A 24,173-nucleotide genomic window follows, 5' to 3' on the forward strand; every position below is an offset into this window, starting at 1 on the left:
TTTCGTATGAGATTCATTGGGTGGGGACGGTACCGCATGGCGCCAGGGGAGGAAGTGTCCCGAGAGACATTGGCCCGTTAGGTTGCACTCATGAGCGAGGATGTGCGACTGGTCGCCTGGGTGCGTGGACGCGTCCAAGGTGTGGGTTTCCGCTGGTTCACGCGGGCCAAGGCCCTGGAGATCGGCGGCCTGAGTGGTTTTGCTCTCAATTTGGGCGACGGACGGGTCCAGGTGGTCGCCGAAGGGCCCCGGACGGGCTGCCAGGGGCTCCTCGACTGGCTCCAGGGTGACGACACGCCCGGCCGGGTGGAAGGCGTCACCGAGATCTGGGACACACCTCGAGGGGGCTACGACGGCTTCGCGATCCGCTGACCCGAATCTGTAAAACAGCCCAGGCGGAACCGGAGGGACATGCCGCCGGCACCTGCCGGAAGCAGAAAGGGCCTGGTGGTTGCCAAGAAACGCTCACCGTGACAGGCTCCGCACGTAAGGATGATCGTCACCCCCCGAGGGTCCCGAAGGAGCCGCAGCGTCGCCGATTCCGGCCGCGCGGCACAGGGTTGCCCGCCAATACGGGGCGTGATCGTGTTGACCGTCAAACTTTTTGGTGAGACGCTGAAAGCACCCCGCGCACCTTAGCTGTTTGGCATGGAAGAACGGCAGCAAAAACTCAAGAGTGCCAAGCACCGCGGGTGCGAATCCCTCACGACCCACACCGCTTCGGTCGGTCACTCAGTGTGGAGGACCATCCATCATGGCAAAGGCGCTTCTCGGTTACGTCGGCGGCTCCGACCCTCGACTCCTCGCCGAGATGCGACGGCTTCAGCAGCGCGTCCAGGACCTGGAATCCGAACTCGTTCGGATCCAGGAGGAGAACGACGCGCTCGCGGCTGCCGCTTCTCACGACAGGATCATGGAGAGCATCGACGCACACCAGGCGGAGCCTGCGCTCACCTGATCACTGCATCGCTACACGACAGCTCACGCAGTGGTTGGGCAGCCTGTATCAACCGCTAAGTTGTCAGATTTGCAAGGGACGCTTCGGCGTCCCTTCTTTCTTTCCCAGCGCCATTACTTCCCCCCGCGCATCCTTTCACCCTCTTCAACGTCTGGTCTGCCCTGCACGTTCATGGGTGAAACCGTGGGTTCATGGAGTGAGACACCACCGGAAGGTAGAGTCCGGCGGCGTGCACCTCAAGGCCCTGACCCTCCGTGGCTTCAAGTCGTTCGCCTCGGCGACCACGCTCCGGTTCGAACCGGGCATCACGTGTGTCGTCGGACCGAACGGCTCGGGCAAGTCCAACGTCGTGGACGCGCTCAGCTGGGTCATGGGGGAGCAGGGCGCCAAGTCGCTGCGCGGCGGCAAGATGGAGGACGTCATCTTCGCCGGCACCACCGGCCGCCCACCGCTGGGCCGTGCCGAGGTGTCCCTGACCATCGACAACTCCGACGGGGCGCTGCCCATCGAGTACGCCGAGGTCACCATCACGCGGATCATGTTCCGCAACGGCGGCAGCGAGTACCAGATCAACGGCGACACCTGCCGTCTCCTCGACATCCAGGAACTCCTGTCCGACTCCGGCATCGGCCGCGAGATGCACGTCATCGTGGGTCAGGGCCAGCTCGACTCCGTCCTGCACGCCGATCCCATGGGCCGCCGCGCCTTCATCGAGGAGGCGGCCGGCGTCCTCAAGCACCGCAAGCGCAAGGAGAAGGCGCTGCGGAAGCTGGACGCGATGCAGGCCAACCTCGCGCGCGTGCAGGACCTGACGGACGAGCTGCGCCGGCAGTTGAAGCCCCTGGGGCGCCAGGCCGCGGTCGCCCGCCGGGCCGCCGTGATCCAGGCGGATCTGCGCGATGCCCGGCTCAGGCTCCTCGCCGACGATCTCGTACGGCTGCGGGAAGCGCTGCGGGCCGAGGTCGCGGACGAGGCCGCCCTCAAGGAACGCAAGGAAGCGGCCGAGCTGGAGCTGAAGAAGGCGCTCCAGCGGGAGGCGCTCCTGGAGGACGAGGTACGGCAGCTCACCCCGCGCCTCCAGCGCGCACAGCAGAGCTGGTACGAGCTCTCCCAGCTCGCCGAGCGGGTGCGCGGCACGATCTCCCTGGCCGACGCGCGCGTGAAGAGCGCGACCTCGGTACCTCCCGAGGAACGGCGCGGCCGCGACCCCGAGGACATGGAGCGCGAGGCCGCCAGGATCCGTGAACAGGAGGCCGAGCTCGAAGCGGCCCTGGAGGCGGCCGAGCACGCCCTGGAGGACACGGTCGCGCACCGTGCCGAGCTGGAACGCGGACTGGCTCATGAGGAACGGCGTCTGAAGGACGTGGCCCGCGCGATCGCCGACCGTCGTGAGGGCCTGGCCCGCCTGAACGGTCAGGTCAACGCGGCCCGTTCGCGTGCCGCCTCCGCCCAGGCCGAGATCGACCGCCTGGCCGCCGCGCGGGACGAGGCGCAGGAGCGTGCGGTCCGGGCCCAGGAGGAGTACGAGGTCCTCAAGGCCGAGGTCGACGGCCTCGACGCCGACGACGCGGAACTCGCCGAGCAGCACGGGACGGCGAAGGAGCGGCTCGCCGAGGCGGAGGCCGCGCTCACCGCCGCTCGCGAGGCGGCCACGGCTGCCGAGCGGAGACGGGCCGCGACCCAGGCCCGCCACGAGACGCTGGCCCTCGGACTGCGCCGCAAGGACGGCACGGGTGCGCTGCTCGGCGCGAAGGACCGCCTCACCGGCCTGCTCGGCCCGGCCGCCGAACTGCTGACCGTGACGCCGGGCCACGAGGTCGCCCTGGCCGCCGCCTTCGGAGCCGCCGCGGACGCCATCGCGGTCACCACCCCCTCCTCGGCCGCCGACGCGATCCGGCTGCTGCGCAAGCAGGACGCGGGCCGGGCGGCCCTGCTGCTGGCGGGAGCGCCGGAGGACCCGGGCGCGACTGCCACGACAGCCGAAGGCGGGGCGCGGGCACATTCGGTGCCGGCAGCCACGGACGGAGGGGCCGAGCGGGTGGGTGCGGAGGCGTGGCCCGCGACGTCTACGGCGACGGCCGGGAGTGGCGCACAGGCGCCTGGCGCACCCACGGACGCCGGCGGGCCCGCGAACGGAAGTGGCGCACAGGCGTCCTCGGCATCCACGGTCGGCGGGCCCGCAGCCGGGAGTGACGTACGCGTGCCCTCGGTGGCGACCCCCACGAACGTCACCGTCGCGGCATCCCCCACAACGGCCTCCTCCTCCTCCGGCGCCCCCGCAGGCACGGACCCCGACAACGCGGCCGGCGGCCCGCACCCGGCCGTCTCGTCCGGGCGGTCGCGCCCCGACGGCCCTCCCTTCGCCGCCGACCTGGTCCGCGGTCCGTCCGACCTGATGCCCGCCGTACGCCGCCTCCTGCGCGGGATCGTCGTCGTCGGCACCCTGGAGGACGCCGAGGATCTCGTCTACGCGCGGCCCGATCTCACGGCCGTCACTGCCGAGGGCGACCTGCTGGGCGCGCACTTCGCGCAGGGTGGGTCGGCCGGGGCGCCCAGTCTGCTCGAGGTGCAGGCGTCCGTGGACGAGGCCGCCGCCCAGCTCGAGGAGCTGGCCGTGCGGTGCGAAAAGCTCACCGAGGCGCAGCACGTGGCGGGCGAGCGGCGTAAGGAGTTCGCGGCTCGGGTCGAGGAGCTGGGGGAGCGGCGCCGGGCCGCCGACAGGGAGAAGTCGGCCGTGGCCCAGCAGCTGGGGCGGCTGTCCGGACAGGCGCGTGGGGCCGCCGGTGAGGCGGAGCGGTCGGTGGCCGCCGCCGCGCGGGCGCAGGAGGCGCTGGACAAGGCGCTCCAGGACGTCGAGGAACTCGCCGAGCGGCTCGCCGTGGCCGAGGAGATGCCGGTCGAGGAGGAGCCCGACACCTCGGTACGGGACCGGCTCGCGGCCGACGGGGCCAACGCCCGGCAGACCGAGATGGAGGCCCGCCTCCAGGTCCGTACACACGAGGAAAGAGTCAAGGGCCTGTCCGGACGGGCCGACTCCCTCGACCGTGCCGCCCGCGCGGAACGCGAGGCACGCGCGCGTGCCGAGCAGCGGCGGGCCCGCCTCAGACACGAGGCGGCCGTCGCGGAGGCCGTCGCCTCCGGTGCCCGGCAACTGCTCGCGCACGTCGAGGTCTCCCTCGCCCGCGCCGACGAGGAGCGCACCGCGGCCGAGACCGCCAAGGCCCGCCGCGAGCAGGAGCTGGCCGCCGCCCGCGGCGCGGGGCGTGACCTCAAGGCGGAGCTCGACAAGTTGACGGATTCAGTCCACCGGGGTGAGGTACTCGGCGCCGAGAAGCGGCTGCGGATCGAGCAGCTGGAGACCAAGGCGCTGGAGGAACTCGGTGTGGAACCGGCGGGGCTCGTGGCCGAGTACGGCCCGCACCAGCTGGTGCCGCCCTCGCCCCCCGCCGAGGGCGAGGAGCTGCCGGAGGATCCGGAGCACCCGCGCAACCAGCCGAAGCAGTTCCACCGGGCCGAGCAGGAGAGACGGCTGAAGGCCGCCGAGCGGGCGTACCAGCAGCTCGGCAAGGTGAACCCGCTCGCTCTGGAGGAGTTCTCGGCGCTGGAGGAACGCCATCAGTTCCTCAGCGAGCAGCTGGAGGACCTGAAGAAGACCCGCGCCGACCTGCTGCAGGTCGTCAAGGAGGTCGACGAGCGCGTCGAGCAGGTCTTCACCGAGGCCTACCGGGACACCGCCCGCGAGTTCGAGGGCGTGTTCAGCAGGCTGTTCCCGGGTGGCGACGGTCGGCTGATCCTGACCGACCCCGACAACATGCTCACCACGGGTGTGGACGTCGAGGCCCGGCCGCCGGGCAAGAAGGTCAAGCGGCTGTCCCTGCTGTCGGGCGGTGAGCGCTCGCTGACCGCCGTGGCGCTCCTGGTGTCGATCTTCAAGGCGCGGCCCAGCCCGTTCTACGTCATGGACGAGGTCGAGGCGGCGCTCGACGACACCAACCTCCAGCGGCTGATCCGCATCATGCAGGAGCTGCAGGAAGCTTCCCAGCTGATCGTGATCACGCACCAGAAGCGGACGATGGAGGTCGCCGACGCGTTGTACGGCGTCTCCATGCAGGGCGACGGCGTGTCGAAGGTCATCTCCCAGCGGCTCCGCTGAGTCTCCTTCATTTCTTCAAGACTTGAACGCAACACTGTTACGTCCGGGGGTACAGCTCACATCTGACGGGCCTTGACTTCGAAACTTGAAGGAATAGTCTCGGCAATGTTGCTTTTACCTTCAGGTACCACCTACCTCGAAGGGCCGAACCCCCGTCGGCAGCGTTGCCGGTGGCCCGAGGAGTACACGTGACCAGCACAGCGCAGGCACCCAAGTCAGGAGCCGCATCGGCTCATCCCGATCATCTCGGGCACGTCATATTCATCGCGGCGGCGGCCGCGATGGGCGGTTTCCTCTTCGGCTACGACAGCTCCGTGATCAACGGCGCCGTCGAGGCCATCCGTGACCGCTACGACGTCGGATCGGCGGCCCTGGCGCAGGTCATCGCCATCGCCCTGATCGGCTGCGCCATCGGCGCGGCGACCGCCGGCCGCATCGCCGACCGCATCGGCCGCATCCGGTGCATGCAGATCGCCGCCGCCCTCTTCACGGTCAGCGCCGTCGGCTCGGCGCTTCCCTTCGCGCTGTACGACCTCGCCTTCTGGCGCGTCGTCGGCGGCTTCGCCATCGGTATGGCCTCCGTGATCGGCCCCGCCTACATCGCCGAGGTCGCCCCGCCCGCCTACCGCGGCCGGCTCGGCTCCTTCCAGCAGGCCGCGATCGTCGTCGGCATCGCGATCTCCCAGCTGGTCAACTGGGGTCTGCTGAACGCCGCCGGCGGCGACCAGCGCGGCGAGATCATGGGCCTGGAGGCCTGGCAGGTCATGCTGGGCGTCATGGTGATCCCGGCCGTCCTCTACGGACTGCTCTCCTTCGCGATCCCCGAGTCCCCCCGCTTCCTGATCTCCGTCGGCAAGCGTGAGCGCGCCCGCGAGATCCTCGAAGAGGTCGAGGGCAAGAAGATCGATCTGGACGCGCGAGTCGCCGAGATCGAGCACGCGATGGCCAGCGAGCACAAGTCCACCTTCAAGGACCTGCTCGGCGGCTCCTTCTTCTTCAAGCCGATCGTCTGGGTCGGCATCGGCCTGTCGGTCTTCCAGCAGTTCGTCGGCATCAACGTCGCGTTCTACTATTCCTCGACCCTGTGGCAGTCGGTCGGCGTCGACCCGACGGACTCGTTCCTCTACTCCTTCACCACGTCGATCATCAACATCGTCGGCACCGTGATCGCCATGATCTTCGTGGACCGCGTCGGACGTAAGCCGCTCGCCCTCATCGGCTCCGTCGGCATGGTGATCGGTCTCGCGCTGGAGGCCTGGGCGTTCTCCTACGACCTGGTCGACGGCAAGCTGCCGGCCACCCAGGGCTGGATCGCCCTGATCGCGGCCCACGTGTTCGTGCTCTTCTTCGCCCTGTCCTGGGGTGTGGTCGTCTGGGTCTTCCTCGGCGAGATGTTCCCGAACAAGCTCCGCGCCGCCGCCCTGGGCGTGGCCGCCGCCGCGCAGTGGATCGCCAACTGGGCCATCACCGCGAGCTTCCCGTCGCTGGCCGACTGGAACCTGTCCGCGACCTACGTGATCTACACGATCTTCGCCGCGCTCTCCATCCCCTTCGTTCTCAAGTACGTCAAGGAGACGAAGGGCAAGGCGTTGGAGGAGATGGGCTGAGCCTCGTGCCGAGGCCCTCGCGCTCGAGGAGACGGGCGAAGTCCCCGCCGCCCTTCTCCTCGACACCCGTAAGACGTACTGCCCCGGCTCACCCGGCCTTCACGGTCCGAGCAGCCGGGGCAGTACGTCCTCGCAGAACAACCGCAGACCGCGCCACCCCTCGTCCACCGGCATCCCGCCCGCCAGCGGATGCAGGACGAGGTTGTCCAGGCCCTGCGCCACGCACTCGTCGGGCGTGAGGATCCGGTACACGCCCTCGGCGCGCAGCTCGTCCACCGTGGTGGCCGCCGACCGCACCGCCGAGCGGATCTCGCCGGACTGCCAGGAGGCGTACGTCCGCGCCTCGTGCAGGAAGTGCCCGCCGTACGCGGCCCACGCCTGGTCCGGGTCCTCGGCGAGGTGCAGCAGGGGGGTCTCGGCGGCGGGCATCATGGTCCAGCCCTCGGTGCCGTACTCGACGAGCCGGTCCTTGTAGTACGCCTCCAGCTCCGGCAGATGCGCGCTGGGAAAGAAGGGCAGACCGAGCCGGGCGGCCCGCCGGGCGGCCGCCTTGGAGGAGCCGCCGACCAGCAGGAGGGGGTGCGGGTCGGAGCAGGGGCGCGGGGTGACCCGTACCGTACGGCCCCGGTAGGCGAAGGGCTCACCCGTCCAGGCCTGCAACAACGTCTCCAGCAGCTCGTCCTGGAGCCGGCCCCGGCGCTTCCACTCCACGTCGAACAGGGCGTACTCCTCGGGCCGGTATCCGATCCCGGCGACCGTCACCAGCCGCCCGCCGCTCAGCAGATCCAGCACGGCGATGTCCTCGGCCAGCCGTAGCGGGTCGTGCAGCGGGCCGATCACCGCCGAGACCGTGACCGCGATCCGCCGGGTCGCGCCGAAGACCGCTCCCGCGAACGCGAACGGTGACGGCAGCCAGTTGTTCTCGACGCCGTGATGCTCCTCGGTCTGCACGGTGGTGACCCCGTGGGAGTCGGCGTACGCGGCCATCTCCAGGGCGGACCGGTAGCGGGCGCCGAGCGAGGCGGGGGTGGCGCCGGGCTCGACGAGGTTGAAACGTACGACCGTGACGGGCATTGCGGGCCCCCTTCGGGTGTGGAGGGGGACGTTAGCTGACGGAGGGTCAGGTAGCCAGGGGTCGTCCGACAGCTTGGCGAGGGCGTGTCGCGGGCCCACGACATGGACCATGGCACGCCCTGGGTGCGCTCTGCGGACCCGACCCGTCGCCGTCGCATACCGGACGGGTCGTGACTCTGCCCCCGAGGGGCTTCCCCGCCGACGCGAAGTCGAGCGGGCGGGCCAGACCGGCCCGGCGGGGCCTGTGGACCCGCGTGGACAACGAACGGCAGAGCGGGTAGGTCGCGCATACTGGCGTTGTTATGGAAATTGTCATCCTTGCTGTAGTCATCGCCGTGGTCGTGCTCGGTGCGCTCGGCGGGCTCATCGTCGGCAGCCGGCGCAAGAAGCCGCTGCCCCCGCCACCGCCCACCGCGCCCGACATCACCGCCCCTCCGGCCGAGCCGCACGTCGGCGACGAGGCCGAGACGCCGCGCGACGAACCGCGCCGGACGATAGAGGAGGTGGACCTCCCGGACGGCACGGCTCCCGTCGTCGTCGAGGAGCCTCCTGCCGTAGAAGTCCCCCGGATCGAGGTCCCCGAGCCGACCGCCGGGCGGCTCATCCGCCTCCGTGCCCGGCTCTCCCGGTCGCAGAACGCGCTCGGCAAGGGGCTGCTCACGCTCCTCTCGCGCGAGCACCTCGACGAGGACACCTGGGAGGAGATCGAGGAAACCCTGCTCACCGCCGACGTGGGCGTGCTGCCCACGCAGGAGCTGGTCGAGGGGCTGCGCGAGCGCGTGAAGGTGCTCGGCACCCGCACCCCCCAGGAGCTGCGCACGCTGCTGCGCGAGGAGCTGCTCAAGCTGGTCGGCACCGACTTCGACCGCGCGGTCAAAACCGAGCCCGAGACCAGCAAGCCCGGCATCGTGATGGTCGTCGGCGTCAACGGCACCGGCAAGACCACCACCACCGGCAAGCTCGCCCGCGTCCTGGTGGCCGACGGCCGCAGTGTGGTGCTCGGCGCCGCCGACACCTTCCGCGCCGCCGCCGCCGACCAGCTGCAGACCTGGGGCGACCGGGTCGGCGCCCACACCGTGCGCGGCCCCGAGGCCGGCGACCCCGCCTCCGTCGCCTTCGACGCGGTCAAGGAGGGCAAGGAGATGGGCGCGGACGTCGTGCTCATCGACACCGCGGGGCGCCTGCACACCAAGACCGGCCTCATGGACGAGCTCGGCAAGGTCAAGCGGGTCGTCGAGAAGCACGCACCCCTCGACGAGATTCTGCTCGTCCTCGACGCGACGACGGGCCAGAACGGTCTCGTGCAGGCCCGCGTCTTCGCCGAGGTCGTCAACATCACCGGCATCGTCCTGACCAAGCTGGACGGCACGGCCAAGGGCGGCATCGTGATCGCGGTCCAGCGCGAGCTGGGCGTACCGGTCAAGCTCGTCGGCCTCGGCGAGGGCGCGGACGACCTGGCGCCGTTCGAGCCGGAGGCGTTCGTTGACGCCCTTATCGGAGAGTGACACCACCTACGAAAACACGTACGTGCTCGAAGAAGCGCCCGCCCCGAGGTGCAGTCGGGAGCGGGCGCTTCGCTGTGTACGGCTAGGCGCGCGACCGGTGTGCCACGTACGCCAGCGTCCCCAGCAGCAACCGCGCCGCCGGCGGCTTCGTGGCGGTGTCCAGTGAGGGCGGGCGCAGCCAGCGCGCCGGGCCCAGTCCGCCTCGGTCGGACGGCGGAGCCGTGAGGTGGGTGCCGGTGCCGAGGCCGTGCAGGTCGAGGGAGGTGGGGTCGTCCCAGCCCATGCGGTAGAGGAGCTCGGGGAGTTCGGCGGCGGCGCCGGGGGCGACGAAGAAGTGGGCGCGGCCCTCGGGGGTGGCGGTCACCGGGCCGAGAGGCAGGCCCATACGCTCCAGGCGGACCAGGGCGCGGCGCCCGGCGGGCTCGGCCACCTCGATCACGTCGAACGCCCGGCCGACCGGCAGCATCACCGAGGCGCCGGGGAACTCGCCCCAGGTCTTGGTGACTTCGTCGAGGGTCGCCCCGGCGGGGACGTACGGCGCGAAGTCGAGGGGGTGGGCGCCCGGGGCGGCGCAGTCGGCGCGCCCGCACGAGCAGACACCCGCCGCGGCGCGCGCCCCGGGGACGACGTCCCAGCCCCAGAGTCCGGTGAACTCGGCGACGGTCGTGCACTCCGACGAGCGGCCGCGCCGACGCGAGCCGGAGCGGATCTCCCGAATGCCGCCGATCGTGAAGCCCATGCCCCCTCCAACGTGTCCGGCGTGCCGTGGTTACGTGACGAACGCGAACTGTGACTCTCCGTTGCCAGTTCCACCGCCACTTCCGGGTCATGTCGGCGCCCGGAAATACTCAGGGTGGTGTGCCCGGTCTCGTGCGCCCCTGAGTGCGTCGACCCGCCCGTTCCCGTCGTTCTCTGTCAAGTGAATCGTGTGGAGGCGACCGTGAGTTCATTCGAAGGGGTGGCGAATGGTGGCGTTTCCGGGATCGCCATGGCTGGACGCGTGATCGTAGGATTACTTTGAGTGCACGAGTCCTGGGGCACATGCACTTGTGGGTATGCCGGAGGCAACCCGGGTTCCCGTTCGAAGCGTGGCAACCGCCGGACGGGCGGCCGTATTTACCGGCATTCTGATAAGGCTTGGCGCACTCAGTGACAAGTGGGTCTCAGGGATGGGGGCGTTCCAGTGAGCGGCAACGGCGGTAGCGGGACGAGCGCGACAAACGCAACGAACGCTGACAAGCGCCCGAACGAGCTGCTCGCCTCGTGGTTCGTGCGCAGCGGCTGGTCCAAGGGCGAGCTCGCCCGCCAGGTCAACCGCAGGGCCCGCCAGTTGGGCGCCAACCACATCTCCACCGACACCTCGCGGGTACGCCGCTGGCTGGACGGCGAGAACCCCCGCGAGCCGATCCCCCGGATCCTGTCCGAGCTGTTCTCCGAGCGGTTCGGCTGTGTCGTCTCCGTCGAGGACCTCGGCCTGCGCACGGCCCGCCAGGCGCCCTCGGCGACCGGAGTGGACCTGCCCTGGACGGGCCCGCAGACGGTGGCCCTGCTCAGCGAGTTCTCGCGCAGCGACCTGATGCTGGCGCGGCGCGGCTTCCTCGGGAGCTCGCTGGCCCTGTCCGCGGGCCCGTCCCTCATCGAGCCCATGCAGCGCTGGCTGGTGCCCGGGTCTCCGTCCCCGCACCGCGAGCCCGAGCCGTCCTCATCCGCGGCCCGCCGCGGCCGGCTGTCCCGGCCCGAGCTTGACCTCCTCGAGACGACGACGGTGATGTTCCGCCAGTGGGACGCCCAGTGCGGCGGCGGTCTGCGCCGCAAGGCGGTCGTCGGCCAGCTGCACGAGGTGACCGACCTCCTCCAGGAGCCACAGCCCGAGGCCACCACCCGGAAGCTGTTCAAGGTCGCCGCCGAGCTCGCCGAACTGGCCGGCTGGATGTCGTACGACGTGGGGCTGCAGCCCACCGCCCAGAAGTACTTCGTGCTCGCCCTGCACGCGGCCAAGGAAGCGGGCGACAAGCCCCTCGGTTCCTACATCCTGTCGAGCATGAGCCGCCAGATGATTCACCTCGGGCGGCCCGAGGACGCCCTGGAGCTGATCCATCTCGCGCAGTACGGCAGCCGGGACTGCGCGAGCCCGCGCACCCAGTCCATGCTGTATGCGATGGAGGCCCGCGCCTACGCCAACATGGGGCAGCCCGGCAAGTGCAAGAGGGCGGTCCGGATGGCCGAGGACACCTTCGCCGACGCCGACGAGTGGGACGAGCCGGACCCCGACTGGATCGGCTTCTTCTCCGAGGCCGAGCTGCACGGCGAGAACTCCCACTCCTACCGCGACCTCGCCTACGTCGCCGGCCGCAGCCCCACCTACGCCTCCCTTGCCGAGCCCCTGATGCAGCGGGCCGTGGAGCTCTTCGCCGAGGATTCCGATCATCAGCGTTCGTACGCACTCAACCTGATCGGTCTGGCCACGGTCCACCTGCTCCAGCGAGAGCCCGAGCGCAGTGCGGTGCTGGCCAAGAGGGCGATGCTGGAAGCCAAGAAGGTGCGCTCCGAGCGCGTCAACACTCGTATCCGAAAGACGGTCGACACGGCCGTACGCGATTTCGGCGATCTCGCCGAGGTCGTGGACCTCACCGACCAGCTCGCCATCGAGCTGCCCGAGACCGCGGAGGCGGTCTGACGCCCCAGGGAATCCCCTGAACCCCGGCCGCGGCCGGCCCTCCCGAACTGCCCGACTCGGCTCCCCCATGCCAGGTCATCGGAAGGCCGACCGCGGCCGGTTTCCTGCCCTCGCCGAAGGTTGCGCCACGATAACGATCGGCCCATCCAATATCTGCCAGTTCATCCAGGCGTAACACGCAAGGCGCCTTCGTCACGGCGGCGAAACAACGAGGGGCGTCGACCGAAACCGCGCTGCGTCAATCTCATGGCGCATAACCGGCCCACCCCTCAATCCGCTCAGGCTTCGCCCGCACGGGGCCGTACCAACGACGAGGAGACGCCGATGGCACCAGCAGCCATCACGCTCGCCGCAGAAGCACCCAAGCTGTCTGCCGCCAACACGGGCTTCATGCTCATCTGTTCCGCCCTGGTGCTGATCATGACTCCGGGTCTGGCCTTCTTCTACGGAGGCATGGTCCGGGTCAAGAGCACCCTGAACATGCTGATGATGAGCTTCATCAGTATCGGGATCGTCACCATCCTGTGGGTGCTGTACGGCTTCTCGATGGCCTTTGGTACCGACTCCGGCAGCATCATCGGCTGGAACTCCGACTGGGTCGGCCTCAGCAACATCGGCCTGACGCAGCTGTGGGACGGTTACACCATCCCGATCTTCGTCTTCATGGTCTTCCAGATGATGTTCGCCATCATCACGCCCGCCCTGATCAGCGGTGCCCTCGCGGACCGCGTCAAGTTCACGGCGTGGGCGCTGTTCGTCGCCCTGTGGGCCACGGTCGTCTACTTCCCGGTCGCGCACTGGGTCTGGGGCACCGGCGGCTGGGCCTTCGAGCTGGGTGTGATCGACTTCGCCGGTGGTACGGCGGTCCACATCAACGCGGGTGCCGCGGCGCTCGGCGTGATCCTGGTCATCGGCAAGCGCGTCGGGTTCAAGAAGGACCCGATGCGTCCGCACAGCCTGCCGCTGGTCATGCTCGGCGCCGGTCTGCTGTGGTTCGGCTGGTTCGGCTTCAACGCCGGCTCGTGGCTCGGCAACGATGACGGCGTCGGCGCGCTGATGTTCGTCAACACGCAGGTCGCCACCGCCGCCGCCATGCTGGCCTGGCTCATCTACGAGAAGATCCGCCACGGCGCGTTCACCACGCTGGGCGCGGCCTCCGGTGCCGTTGCCGGTCTGGTCGCCATCACCCCGTCCGGTGGTGCGGTCTCCCCGCTCGGCGCGATCGCCGTCGGCGTCATCGCCGGTGTCCTGTGCGCCATGGCCGTCGGCCTGAAGTACAGGTTCGGCTACGACGACTCGCTCGACGTCGTCGGCGTCCACCTGGTCGGCGGTGTCGTCGGCTCCCTGCTCATCGGCCTCTTCGCCAGCGGCCACGGTCAGTCCACCGTCGAGGGTCTCTTCTACGGCGGCGGCATGACCCAGTTCTGGAAGCAGTGCGCCGGTGTCTTCGCGGTCCTCGCCTACTCGCTCGTCGCCTCCGCGATCCTCGCCTTCCTGATCGACAAGACGATCGGGATGCGGGTCTCCGAGGACGTCGAGGTGGCCGGCATCGACTCGGCCGAGCACGCCGAGACCGCATACGACTTCAGCGGTGCCGGCGGTGGTTCCGCCCGCACGACCGCAGTTCCGGCCCCGGTGGCCGACACCGCGAAGAAGGTGGACGCATGAAGCTCATCACCGCCGTCGTGAAGCCTCACCGGCTCGACGAGATCAAGGAAGCCCTCCAGGCCTTCGGGGTCCACGGCCTGACGGTCACCGAGGCGAGCGGCTACGGTCGTCAGCGGGGCCACACCGAGGTCTACCGCGGTGCCGAGTACACGGTCGACCTGGTCCCGAAGATCCGCATCGAGGTGCTGGCCGAGGACGACGACGCCGAGGGTCTCATCGACGTCATCGTCAAGGCGGCCCGCACCGGCAAGATCGGTGACGGCAAGGTCTGGTCCCTCCCGGTCGAGACCGCCGTACGGGTCCGCACCGGCGAGCGCGGCCCGGACGCGCTCTGACAGAAGAACAGAACAGGAGCCACTGGGTGACGAGTACGGACGTGCGCAAGGATGCAGAGGACTCGGGACCCAGCGGTTACGCGGCGGCCCGGCTGCGCCTCCTCACAGAGGGGGCGCGGTCCGGGCCGCCGCGCCGTTCCGCCCTCGCCGAACTGACCGACGACTGGCTTTCGGGCCTGTTCAACGCGGCGGGGGAGGTGCGCGGTGTCTCCCTGATCGCCGTCGGCGGCTACGGCCGCGGCGAACTGTCCCCCCGCAGCGACCTGGACCTGGTGCTGCTGCACGACGGCAGCGACTCCGGCGCGGTGGCCGCCCTGGCCGACCGCATCTGGTACCCGGTCTGGGACCTGGGCCTCGCCCTCGACCACTCCGTGCGGACGCCGGCCGAGGCCCGCAAGACCGCCGGTGAGGACCTGAAGGTGCAGCTGGGCCTGCTGGACGCCCGGCACCTCGCGGGCGACCTCGGCCTCACGGCCGGCCTGCGTACGGCCGTCCTGGCCGACTGGCGCAACCAGGCGCCGAAACGTCTCCCCGAACTCCAGGAGCTGTGCGCCGAGCGCGCCGAGCGGCAGGGTGAACTGCAGTACCTCCTGGAACCCGACCTCAAGGAGGCCCGCGGCGGCCTCCGCGACGCCACCGCCCTGCGCGCCGTCGCCGCCTCCTGGCTGGCCGACGCTCCGCGCGAGGGCCTCGACGACGCCCGGCGCAGGCTGCTCGACGTCCGTGACGCCCTGCACCTGACGACGGGGCGCGCGACCGACCGGCTCGCGCTCCAGGAGCAGGACCAGGTCGCGGCCGAGCTCGGCCTGCTCGACGCTGACACGCTGCTGCGGCAGGTGTACGAGGCGGCGCGGGTCATCTCGTACGCCAGTGACGTCACCTGGCGCGAAGTGGGGCGCGTGCTCAGGTCGCGCGCCGTGCGACCGCGTCTGCGCGCCATGCTCGGGGGTGGCAAGCCGGTCGCCGACCGCTCGCCGCTGGCCGAGGGGGTCGTGGAGCAGGACGGCGAGGTGGTGCTCGCCCGCGCCGCGCGCCCCGATCGTGACCCCGTGCTCCCACTGCGTGCCGCGGCCGCCGCGGCACAGGCCGGCCTTCCGCTCTCCCTGCACGCGGTACGGCGCATGGCGGCCGGCGCACGCCCGCTGCCCGCGCCCTGGCCCGCCGAGGCGCGCGAACAGCTCGTGACCCTGCTCGGCTCCGGGCAGCCCACCATCGACGTGTGGGAGGCGCTGGAGGCGGAGGGCCTGATCACCCGCCTGCTGCCGGACTGGGAGCGGGTGCGCTGCCGCCCGCAGCGCAACGCCGTGCACGTCTGGACCGTCGACCGGCACCTCATCGAGACCGCCGTCCGCGCCTCCGAGTTCACCCGCCGCGTCAGCCGCCCCGACCTCCTCCTGGTCGCCGCGCTGCTGCACGACATCGGCAAGGGCTGGCCCGGCGACCACTCGGTGGCCGGCGAGATCATCGCCAAGGACGTGGCCGCCCGGATCGGCTTCGACCGCGCGGACGTGGCGGTGCTCGCCACACTCGTACGCCATCACCTGCTCCTCATCGACACCGCCACCCGGCGTGACCTGGAGGACCCGGCCACCGTGCGCTCGGTCGCCGACGCGGTCGGCTCGCAGAGCACGCTGGAACTGCTGCACGCGCTCACCGAGGCGGACGCGCTGGCCACCGGACCGGCGGCCTGGTCGTCCTGGCGCGGCTCGCTCGTCGCCGACCTCGTCAAGCGGGTCCACGCGGTCCTGTCCGGTGACCTGCCGGACGACCCCGAGTCCGCCGCGCCCACCGCCGAGCAGGAGCGGCTCGCCATCGAGTCGGTCGCCACCGGCGGCCCGGTGCTCGCCCTGCGCGCGCAGACCGAGCAGCCGCCGGCCGAGGAACAGCCGGCCGGTGATCCCGAGCCCCTCGGCGTGGAACTGCTCATCGCCGTACCGGACCAGCCCGGCGTGCTGCCCGCGGTGGCCGGCGTCCTCGCCATGCACCGCCTGACGGTCCGCACGGCCGAGCTGCGGGCCCTGGACCTGCCAGACGGCGTCGAGGGCTCCGTCCTGCTGCTGAACTGGCGGGTCGCCGCCGAGTACGGCTCCCTGCCCCAGGCCGCCCGGCTGCGCGCCGACCTCGTACGCGCCCTCGACGGCTCCCTGGACATCACCGGCCGCCTCGCCGAGCGCGACGCCGCCTACCCGCGCCGCCGGGGAGTCGTGGCGCCGCCGCCCCGGGTCACCGTCCACCCGGCCGCGTCCCGGCTGGCCACCGTCATCGAGGTCCGCGCCCAGGACGTACCCGGCCTGCTGCACCGCATCGGGCACGCGCTGGAGGAGGCGGGCGTGCGGATGCGCAGCGCGCACGTCAGCACCCTGGGCGCCAACGCCGTGGACGCCTTCTACGTGACCGGCTCCGACGGCTCGCCCCTGCCGAACGACGAGGCCGCCTCCGTGGTGCGGAAACTGGAGGAGACCTTGCGGGCCTGACCGGCAGTGACCCGGTCTTGTGGAGCCGGGATACCCTGGAGGGCGATTCCGAAGCCAGCCACCGACAACCCCGAGGACCGCGAGCGCCGTGTTCGATACTCTCTCCGATCGCCTCTCAGCGACTTTCAAGAACCTGCGCGGCAAGGGACGGCTCTCCGAGGCGGACATCGACGCCACCGCGCGCGAGATCCGCATCGCACTCCTCGAAGCGGATGTGGCCCTGCCGGTCGTGCGGACGTTCATCAAGAACGTCAAGGAGCGTGCCCTCGGCGCCGAGGTCTCCAGGGCGCTCAACCCGGCCCAGCAGGTCCTGAAGATCGTGAACGACGAGCTCGTCACGATCCTCGGCGGCGAGACCCGCCGCCTGCGCTTCGCCAAGCAGCCGCCGACCGTGATCATGCTGGCGGGTCTGCAGGGTGCCGGTAAGACCACCCTCGCGGGCAAGCTCGGCCGGTGGCTGAAGGAGCAGGGCCACTCGCCGATCCTGGTCGCCGCCGACCTCCAGCGCCCGAACGCCGTCAACCAGCTCAGCGTCGTCGCCGAGCGGGCCGGCGTGGCCGTCTACGCACCCGAGCCGGGCAACGGCGTGGGTGACCCGGTCAAGGTCGCCAAGGACTCCATCGAGTACGCCAGGACCAAGGTCCACGACATCGTGATCGTGGACACCGCCGGCCGCCTCGGCATCGACGCCGAGATGATGCAGCAGGCCGCGGACATCCGGGACGTGGTCTCGCCCGACGAGATCCTCTTCGTCGTCGACGCCATGATCGGTCAGGACGCGGTCAACACCGCCGAGTCCTTCCGCGACGGCGTCGGCTTCGACGGCGTGGTGCTCTCCAAGCTCGACGGTGACGCCCGCGGTGGTGCGGCCCTGTCGATCGCCTCGGTGACCGGCAAGCCGATCATGTTCGCGTCGAACGGCGAGAAGCTCGAGGACTTCGACGCCTTCCACCCTGACCGGATGGCCTCCCGCATCCTCGACATGGGTGACCTGCTCACCCTGATCGAGCAGGCGGAGAAGACGTTCAGCCAGGAAGAGGCCCAGCAGATGGCCTCCAAGCTGGCGTCCAAGAAGGGCCAGGACTTCACCCTGGACGACTTCCTGGCCCAGATGGAGCAGGTCAGGAAGATGGGCAGCATCTCCAAGCTGCTCGGCATGCTTCCGGGCATGGGCCAGATCAAGGACCAGATCAACAACCTCGACGAGCGTGACGTCGACCGCACGGCCGCCATCATCAAGTCGATGACCCCGGCCGAGCGCCAGGAACCGACGATCATCAACGGCTCGCGCCGCGCCCGTATCGCCAAGGGCTCCGGTGTCGACGTCAGCGCGGTCAAGGGCCTGGTCGAGCGCTTCTTCGAGGCCCGCAAGATGATGTCGCGCATGGCCCAGGGCGGCGGCATGCCCGGCATGCCGGGGGTCCCGGGCATGGGCGGCGGTCCCGGCCGGTCCAAGAAGCAGCCGAAGAAGGCCAAGGGCAAACAGCGCTCCGGCAACCCGATGAAGCGCAAGCAGCAGGAGCAGGAGGAGGCCGCGCGCCGCGCCGCCGCGGCCGAGGGCGGCAACGCGTTCGGGCTGCCCGGCCAGCAGGCTCCTCAGGACTTCGAGCTGCCGGACGAGTTCAAGAAGTTCATGGGCTGACGGCCTTCTGTACGAGGTCGAGGGCGTCCTTCAGGAGAGGGGCGCCCTCGGTGCGTTCTGCGAGTGCCGGTGCGTGATCCGTGTCGTAACGTCCCGGTATGACCAACCCTGTGCCGCCGCGCAAGGCCCCTGACCAGCCCTGGCGCACCGAGGGCACCCCGGAGGAGCCGCCGAAGACGCCGTCGGGCAGGTGGCGGCCGCGCGGCGGCTGGTGGAGTCTGGCCGTCGCCGCGCTGCTCGTGTTCCTCCTCGCCAACCTCGTGCTGTCCTTCTTCAACGACGGCGACGAGCCGACGGTCTCGTACACGGAGTTCAGCAGGCAGGTCGACGCCGGCAACGTCACCAAGATCTACGCCAAGGGCGACGCGATCCAGGGGCAGCTCAAGAAGAAGCAGGACAACCCCGACGGCGACGGCACCTACACCAAGTTCAAGACAGAGCGGCCGACCTTCGCGGACGACCAGCTCTGGGAGGACCTGACCAAGAACAAGGTCACCGTCACCGCGCAGCCGGTCGTCCAGCAGCGCAGCCTTCTGTCCAACCTGCTGATCTCGCTGGCCCCGATGCTGCTCCTGGTCGTCCTGTGGATCTTCATCGCGCGGCGGATGAGCGCGGGCATGGGCGGCGCGGGCGGGATGCTCGGCCGCAAGGCGCCGCCCCGGCCGGTGGGGCTGGAGTCGGGGCACAGGCGCACGACGTTCGAGGACGTGGCGGGCATCGACGAGGTCGAGGGCGAGCTCAACGACGTCGTCGACTTCCTGAAGAACCCGGACGCCTACCGGAAGATGGGCGCCAAGATGCCCAGAGGCGTGCTGCTGGCCGGCCCGCCCGGCACCGGGAAGACGCTCCTCGCGCGTGCGGTGGCCGGCGAGGCCGGCGTGCCGTTCTTCTCCGCGTCCGCCTCCGAGTTCATCGAGATGATCGTGGGCGTCGGCGCCTCCCGCGTCCGCGAACTGTTCGCGGAGGCCCGCAAGGTGGCGCCGTCGATCATCTTCATCGACGAGATCGACACCATCGGCCGGGTCCGCGGCGGCGGCTCCGGCATGGGCGGCCACGACGAGCGCGAACAGACGCTGAACCAGATCCTGACCGAGATGGACGGCTTCTCGGGCGCGGAGGGCGTCATCGTGATCGCCGCGACCAACCGCGCCGACGTCCTCGACCCGGCCCTGACCCGCCCCGGCCGCTTCGACCGGGTCGTCATGGTCTCGCCCCCGGACCGCGGCGGCCGCGAGGCCATCCTGGCGATCCACACCCGAGAGATCCCGCTGGCCGAGGACGTCGACCTGGCCCAGATGGCCCGCACGACCCCGGGCATGACCGGTGCGGAACTGGCCAACCTGGCCAACGAGGCGGCCCTGTTGGCGGTCAAGCGCAAGCAGGAACACGTCACGCAGACCGACCTCTCGCAGGCCCTGGAGAAGGTGCAGCTGGGCGCCGAACGCCCGCTGGTGATGCCCGAGGAGGAGCGGCGCAGAACGGCGTACCACGAGAGCGGACACGCCCTGCTCGGCATGCTGCAGCCCGGCGCCGACCCGGTCCGCAAGATCACCATCGTGCCGCGCGGCAGGGCCCTCGGCGTGACGCTGTCCACGCCGGACGCGGACCGGTACGCGTACACCGAGGAGTACCTGCGCGGCCGCATCATCGGCGCGCTCGGCGGCATGGCCGCCGAGCACGTCGTCTACGGCGTCGTCACCACCGGCGCCGAGAACGACCTCGAACAGGTCACCAACATCGCCCGCGGCATGGTCGCCCGCTGGGGCATGAGCGAGCGCGTCGGCCGTCTGTCCGCCCTCCCGAACGACGCCCAGCAGGCCTACGGCCTCGCGGCCGCCCCGGGCACCCTCGACACGATCGAGCACGAGATGCGGCGGATCGTCGACGAGTGCTACGAGGAGGCCTGCCGCAAACTCCGCGACCACCGCGGCCAGTTGAACGCGCTGGCCGAGGCGCTGCTGGCGAACGAGACGCTGGAGGAGACGGCCGTGTACCGGATCGCGGGGATCACGCGTCTACGCAAGGACGTCGACGCCTAGGGGACCCGCGCCACCAGGTACCGGAACACGTTCGGCATCCACACCGTGCCGTCCCGGCGCTGATGCGGATGCAGGGCCTCCGTCAGCTCCTTGTCGACCTGGACCCGGTCCGTCGCGGAGATCGCCGCGTCGAAGAGCCCCGTCGACAGCAGTCCTCGTACGGCACTGTCGACGTCGGCGTACCCGAAGGGGCAGGCGACCCGGCCGGAGCCGTCCGGCTTGAGGCCGGCCCGCTGGGCGACCTCCTCCAGGTCGTCCCTCAGGGCGAGGCGCCAACTGCCCGTACCGCGCAGCGGATCCGCCAGCTTGGTGGCCACCCGCAGCACGGACGACGTGGCACACCGCTCCGGTGGACCCCAGCCGGCCAGCACCACCGTCGCCCCCCGCGCGGCGAGCGGCACCGCCGAGGCGAGCAGCTCCGCGAGCCCTTCCGAGTCGCCCGCCAGGCACCCGATGGGCTCGAAGGCGGTCACCAGGGTGTACGCAGGCGTGTCCGGGTCGGCCGCGTCCCCGGGCGAACCCTCGACGAGCCGGGTGGCGCCCCGCCCGCGCGTGCCCCACGCCGACGGCAGCAGCCGCTCCTTGGCGAGGGCCAGCCGCTCGGGGGAGGCGTCGACACCGGTCACCGCGGCACCTCTGGAGGCCGCCATCAGCAGGGCGAGCCCCGAGCCGCAGCCGAGGCCCAACAGCCTGGAGGCGGGGCCCACTTCGAGTCGCTCGTAGACGGCCTCGTAGAGCGGCACCAGCATCCGCTCCTGGATCTCGGACCAGTCACGCGCGCGTGCACCGAGGTCCACACGGGGTGCTCTCCCCGTATGGGACAGATGCTGCCGCACGAGCGTAGGTGTCATAGGTACGCGCCCCAATCCGCCGAGAGTTGCCGCTGTGCCCGATTCCGTAGCCCCCGTGCCGTGCGCCGCACTCCCCCCGTATGCCAGATAACTCCGCACTCGAGCCCGCGTCCAGGGGTTGTCGGGCCCGGTTTGCGGGTTCGCGGTGGGAGTGGCGAGAATTCACATCCCGGCAACCTGGGCCCGTACCATCGCGCCATGGCAAAGGCACCCGTTCTCACGCCCCGCGCGGACGACTTCCCGCGTTGGTACCAGGATCTGATCAGCAAGGCCGAGCTGGCCGACAACGGGCCGGTGCGCGGCACCATGGTGATCCGACCGTACGGGTACGGTCTGTGGGAGCGGATGCAGGCCGAGATGGACGCCCGGATCAAGGAGACGGGCACCCAGAACGCGTACTTCCCGCTGCTGATCCCGCAGTCCTACCTCGCGCGCGAGGCGGAGCACGTCGAGGGGTTCGCGCCGGAGCTGGCCGTGGTCACGCACGGCGGCGGCAAGGAGCTGGAGGAGCCGGCGGTCGTCCGCCCCACCTCCGAGATGATCATCAACGACTACTTCTCGAAGTGGGTGCAGAGCTACCGCGACCTGCCCCTGTTGATCAACCAGTGGGCAAACGTGGTCCGTTGGGAGCTCAGGCCCCGCCTGTTCCTGCGCACGTCCGAGTTCCTGTGGCAGGAGGGCCACACCGCGCACGCCACGTTCGAGGACGCGCGCGACTTCGCCTCGCACATCCACCGCAGGGTCTACGAGGACTTCATGGTGAACGTCCTCGCGATGGACGTGGTCCCCGGACGCAAGACCGTCAAGGAGCGGTTCGCCGGCGCGATCAACACCCTCACGCTCGAAGGCATGATGGGCGACGGCAAGGCCCTCCAGATGGCCACCAGCCACGAACTCGGCCAGAACTTCGCCAAGGCGTTCAACACCTCGTACCTGTCGAAGGACGGCACACAGGAACTGGTCTGGCAGACCTCCTGGGGCTCGACCACGCGCATGATCGGCGCCCTGGTGATGATGCACGGCGACGACAACGGCCTCCGGGTCCCGCCGCGCCTGGCGCAGATCCAGGCCGTCGTCCTCGCCATCAAGGACGACGAGGCGGTTCTGGCCAAGGTCCGCGAGCTCGGTGACCGCCTGAAGGCGGCGGGCGTACGCGTCCAGGTGGACGACCGGGTGGACACCCCCTTCGGCCGCCGCGCCGTCGACTGGGAGCTCAAGGGCGTGCCCGTACGGATCGAGATCGGGCCCCGTGACCTGGAGAACGGCACCGCGATGCTGGCCCGCCGCATCCCCGGAGGCAAGGAGCCGGTGGCCCTGGACTCCCTCGTGGGCCTCCTCCCCGCGATCCTCGAAGAGGACCAGGCGCTGCTGCTGAAGCAGTCCCGCGAGCGCCGCGAGTCCCGTACCTCCGAGGTGTCGACGATCGAGGAGGCCGTCGAGGCCGCCGTGGCCGGCGGCTGGGCGCGCGTCCCCTGGGCGAGCCTCGGCGAAGAGGGCGAGGCCAAGCTGGCCGAGCACTCGGCGACCGTACGGTGTCTCGTCGCCGAGGACGGGTCGGTGCCGAAGGACGGCGACGCACCGGGTAACGTCGCGATCGTCGCGCGCGCTTACTGAGTAGCGCCCCTCCGGCGGAAGAGCGACCGAAACGCCTCTTGCACAACTGCGGAACACACGAACCCCGGCGCGTGGACATCGTCTACGCGCCGGGGCGTACGTCAGACTACGCACCAGCTTGTGACGAGCTGTGAGGCTTATCCGCAGATCAGCGCACCCGCCCTCGTCCGGACGCATCAGCGGCAACTGACGGGTACGTGCAAATTATTTGGGATGCCCGGAATCGGAACACAGCGGCACTCTGGCTCGTTGTCATTACGTGAGCACGACACAGACACCACCTGTTCTCGCCGCAGAGCTGGCAGAGGCGTGGGCCGACATTCAGCGGTACCACCCCGAGCTGCCCGATCTTGCCGCGCCAGAGTCCCTGATCGGGGAGTCGTCGTCCGCGTGCGGTCACGAGCTCTCCTTCGAGCGACTGCTTCACGAGGCAGTCCATGGCATCGCCGCCGCGCGCGGCATCCGCGACACCTCCCGTGCCGGCCGCTACCACAACCGCAGATTCCTCGCGATCGCCGAGGAGCTGGGCCTGGACCACCCCGAGGAACCGCACCCCAGCAGCGGCTTCTCCCTGGTCACGCTCACCCCCGAGGCGAAGCGCCGCTACCGCCCGACCATCGAGCGCGTCCAGCGCGCCCTCAAGGCCCACTCGGTGGCGACCGCCGCCGACACGTCCAGCACCTTCCGGGGGCCGGCCGCCCGCCACGGCTCCTCCGGTGGTGGCGTCCGTGTGAAGGCGGTCTGCGACTGCGGGCGCAACGTCCGGGTCGTCCCGTCGGTACTGGCCCAGGCGCCGATCGTGTGCGGAGGGTGCGGGAAGCCGTTCCGGATCCCGGAGATCGTGGGCGCGGCGGCCGGCTGACCGCCTCACCGGCATCTCGTGGGTGCCGGACGCGCGGAAGGCAGGGGCGCGGGGCGCCGTTGCGGCCGTAAGGCAGCGGCACCCCGTGGCGCCGGGCGCCTCTCAGGCGTGCCTCGGGGCACCCGCGGTCGGACCCGACCCGCGGAGTGTGGCAGAATGGCCAGCTGTACTCGACAGCCGCACAGGAACCCTCTCGCCTCCGGCTGACGCGTCCATCGGGCACTCGGGTACCGCAACCCCACGCGGCCATCTCGCCGTGCCCAACCACGTCAAATCCAGGAGAACCCACTCCCGTGGCAGTCAAGATCAAGCTGAAGCGTCTGGGCAAGATCCGTTCGCCTCACTACCGCATCGTCGTCGCCGACTCCCGCACCCGTCGTGACGGCCGTGCGATCGAGGAGATCGGCCTGTACCACCCGGTGCAGAACCCCTCGCGCATGGAGGTCGACGCCGACCGCGTCGCCTACTGGCTCTCCGTCGGCGCTCAGCCGACCGAGCCCGTGCTCGCCATCCTGAAGAAGACCGGCGACTGGCAGAAGTTCAAGGGCGAGCCCGCCCCGGCTCCGCTGCTCCAGCCCGCCGAGAAGGCCGCTCGTCCGCTGTTCGAGGCTCTCGGCGGCGACGACGAGGGCAAGGGTGAGGCCATCACCCAGAAGAAGAAGGCTGAGAAGAAGGACGACGCCCCGGCCGAGTCCGCGTCGACCGAGGCCTGAG

General features: G+C 70.5%; 17 protein-coding genes. 14 read left to right on the plus strand and 3 right to left on the minus strand.

The genetic code is table 11. The annotated features are described in order from the left end of the window. Positions 1-90 precede the first annotated feature (90 nt). From ACWBNA_RS29465 to ACWBNA_RS29480, 4 genes are all read left to right on the plus strand, one after another. Positions 91-372, plus strand: a complete 282-nt coding sequence (locus ACWBNA_RS29465; protein ID WP_482707547.1) for an acylphosphatase — start codon at positions 91-93, stop codon at positions 370-372. A gap of 382 nt (positions 373-754) precedes the next feature. Further along, positions 755-958 (plus strand): hypothetical protein, encoded by a 204-nt coding sequence (locus tag ACWBNA_RS29470; RefSeq protein WP_217234679.1) that lies wholly within the window; start codon positions 755-757, stop codon positions 956-958. A 229-nt stretch (positions 959-1,187) separates the two neighbouring features. Beyond that, positions 1,188-5,111: an AAA family ATPase gene (locus ACWBNA_RS29475; RefSeq protein WP_482707548.1), complete on the plus strand. Its 3,924-nt coding sequence runs from the start codon at positions 1,188-1,190 to the stop codon at positions 5,109-5,111. Positions 5,112-5,299: 188 nt separating this feature from the next. Beyond that, positions 5,300-6,718, plus strand: coding sequence for a sugar porter family MFS transporter (locus ACWBNA_RS29480; protein ID WP_482707549.1), 1,419 nt, complete (start codon positions 5,300-5,302; stop codon positions 6,716-6,718). Between the two features lie 99 nt (positions 6,719-6,817). On the opposite strand, the gene ACWBNA_RS29485 is transcribed toward ACWBNA_RS29480, so the two are convergent. Continuing rightward, positions 6,818-7,792: an LLM class flavin-dependent oxidoreductase gene (locus ACWBNA_RS29485; RefSeq protein ID WP_482707550.1), complete on the minus strand. Its 975-nt coding sequence runs from the start codon at positions 7,790-7,792 to the stop codon at positions 6,818-6,820. Between the two features lie 302 nt (positions 7,793-8,094). Between ACWBNA_RS29485 and ftsY the strand changes: the two genes are divergently transcribed. Further along, positions 8,095-9,297, plus strand: a complete 1,203-nt coding sequence (gene ftsY / locus ACWBNA_RS29490; RefSeq protein ID WP_482707551.1) for a signal recognition particle-docking protein FtsY — start codon at positions 8,095-8,097, stop codon at positions 9,295-9,297. Positions 9,298-9,379: 82 nt separating this feature from the next. Here the strand turns inward: ftsY and ACWBNA_RS29495 are convergent, their stop codons facing one another. After that, on the minus strand, positions 9,380-10,036 hold the full coding sequence (locus ACWBNA_RS29495) for a bifunctional DNA primase/polymerase (protein ID WP_482707552.1): 657 nt from the start codon (positions 10,034-10,036) through the stop codon (positions 9,380-9,382). A 444-nt stretch (positions 10,037-10,480) separates the two neighbouring features. Between ACWBNA_RS29495 and nsdA the strand changes: the two genes are divergently transcribed. The 6 genes from nsdA (at position 10,481) to ftsH (ending at position 20,132) form a co-directional block, all read left to right on the plus strand. After that, positions 10,481-11,974 carry a transcriptional repressor NsdA gene (gene nsdA, locus ACWBNA_RS29500; RefSeq protein ID WP_482707553.1) on the plus strand — a complete coding sequence of 498 codons (1,494 nt, stop codon included), beginning with the start codon at positions 10,481-10,483 and terminating at the stop codon, positions 11,972-11,974. A 324-nt stretch (positions 11,975-12,298) separates the two neighbouring features. Next, the gene (locus ACWBNA_RS29505; protein WP_482707554.1) at positions 12,299-13,642 is read left to right on the plus strand and encodes an ammonium transporter; all 1,344 of its coding nucleotides are present in this window, start codon (positions 12,299-12,301) and stop codon (positions 13,640-13,642) included. Further along, entirely contained in the window at positions 13,639-13,977 is a 339-nt protein-coding gene (locus ACWBNA_RS29510) for a P-II family nitrogen regulator (RefSeq protein WP_006379495.1), read from the plus strand. The genes ACWBNA_RS29505 and ACWBNA_RS29510 overlap by 4 nt, the downstream gene beginning before the upstream one ends. Positions 13,978-14,003: 26 nt before the next feature. Continuing rightward, positions 14,004-16,451 carry a [protein-PII] uridylyltransferase gene (locus tag ACWBNA_RS29515; protein WP_482707555.1) on the plus strand — a complete coding sequence of 816 codons (2,448 nt, stop codon included), beginning with the start codon at positions 14,004-14,006 and terminating at the stop codon, positions 16,449-16,451. Positions 16,452-16,539: 88 nt separating this feature from the next. Further along, positions 16,540-18,093 carry a signal recognition particle protein gene (gene ffh / locus ACWBNA_RS29520; RefSeq protein ID WP_482707556.1) on the plus strand — a complete coding sequence of 518 codons (1,554 nt, stop codon included), beginning with the start codon at positions 16,540-16,542 and terminating at the stop codon, positions 18,091-18,093. A gap of 98 nt (positions 18,094-18,191) precedes the next feature. Next, entirely contained in the window at positions 18,192-20,132 is a 1,941-nt protein-coding gene (gene ftsH / locus ACWBNA_RS29525) for an ATP-dependent zinc metalloprotease FtsH (protein WP_482707557.1), read from the plus strand. On the opposite strand, the gene ACWBNA_RS29530 is transcribed toward ftsH, so the two are convergent. Then, a complete protein-coding gene (locus ACWBNA_RS29530) occupies positions 20,129-20,983 on the minus strand; it encodes a methyltransferase domain-containing protein (RefSeq protein WP_482707558.1) in 855 nt (284 codons plus the stop codon). The genes ftsH and ACWBNA_RS29530 overlap by 4 nt on opposite strands. A gap of 198 nt (positions 20,984-21,181) precedes the next feature. On the opposite strand from ACWBNA_RS29530, the gene proS reads away from it, so the two are divergent. The 3 genes from proS to rpsP all read left to right on the plus strand — a co-directional run bounded on the left by proS (position 21,182) and on the right by rpsP (position 24,172). Beyond that, positions 21,182-22,597: a proline--tRNA ligase gene (proS, locus tag ACWBNA_RS29535; protein ID WP_482707559.1), complete on the plus strand. Its 1,416-nt coding sequence runs from the start codon at positions 21,182-21,184 to the stop codon at positions 22,595-22,597. A 259-nt stretch (positions 22,598-22,856) separates the two neighbouring features. Beyond that, the gene (locus tag ACWBNA_RS29540) at positions 22,857-23,459 is read left to right on the plus strand and encodes a hypothetical protein (RefSeq protein WP_482707560.1); all 603 of its coding nucleotides are present in this window, start codon (positions 22,857-22,859) and stop codon (positions 23,457-23,459) included. A 293-nt stretch (positions 23,460-23,752) separates the two neighbouring features. Beyond that, the gene (rpsP, locus tag ACWBNA_RS29545; RefSeq protein ID WP_482707561.1) at positions 23,753-24,172 is read left to right on the plus strand and encodes a 30S ribosomal protein S16; all 420 of its coding nucleotides are present in this window, start codon (positions 23,753-23,755) and stop codon (positions 24,170-24,172) included. The last annotated feature ends 1 nt before the right edge of the window (position 24,173 follow it).

This window comes from Streptomyces sp. Q2, assembly GCF_056820935.1.

Excerpts from the sequence above, each read along its gene's own strand:
- ACWBNA_RS29465 (WP_482707547.1), top strand. The coding sequence starts at position 91 with ATGAGCGAGGATGTGCGACTGGTCGCCTGGGTGCGTGGACGCGTCCAA.
- ACWBNA_RS29470 (WP_217234679.1), top strand. The coding sequence starts at position 755 with ATGGCAAAGGCGCTTCTCGGTTACGTCGGCGGCTCCGACCCTCGACTC.
- ACWBNA_RS29485 (WP_482707550.1), bottom strand. The coding sequence starts at position 7,792 with ATGCCCGTCACGGTCGTACGTTTCAACCTCGTCGAGCCCGGCGCCACC.
- ftsY (WP_482707551.1), top strand. The coding sequence starts at position 8,095 with ATGGAAATTGTCATCCTTGCTGTAGTCATCGCCGTGGTCGTGCTCGGT.
- ACWBNA_RS29495 (WP_482707552.1), bottom strand. The coding sequence starts at position 10,036 with ATGGGCTTCACGATCGGCGGCATTCGGGAGATCCGCTCCGGCTCGCGT.
- ACWBNA_RS29505 (WP_482707554.1), top strand. The coding sequence starts at position 12,299 with ATGGCACCAGCAGCCATCACGCTCGCCGCAGAAGCACCCAAGCTGTCT.
- ACWBNA_RS29510 (WP_006379495.1), top strand. The coding sequence starts at position 13,639 with ATGAAGCTCATCACCGCCGTCGTGAAGCCTCACCGGCTCGACGAGATC.
- ftsH (WP_482707557.1), top strand. The coding sequence starts at position 18,192 with ATGACCAACCCTGTGCCGCCGCGCAAGGCCCCTGACCAGCCCTGGCGC.
- ACWBNA_RS29530 (WP_482707558.1), bottom strand. The coding sequence starts at position 20,983 with ATGACACCTACGCTCGTGCGGCAGCATCTGTCCCATACGGGGAGAGCA.
- proS (WP_482707559.1), top strand. The coding sequence starts at position 21,182 with ATGGCAAAGGCACCCGTTCTCACGCCCCGCGCGGACGACTTCCCGCGT.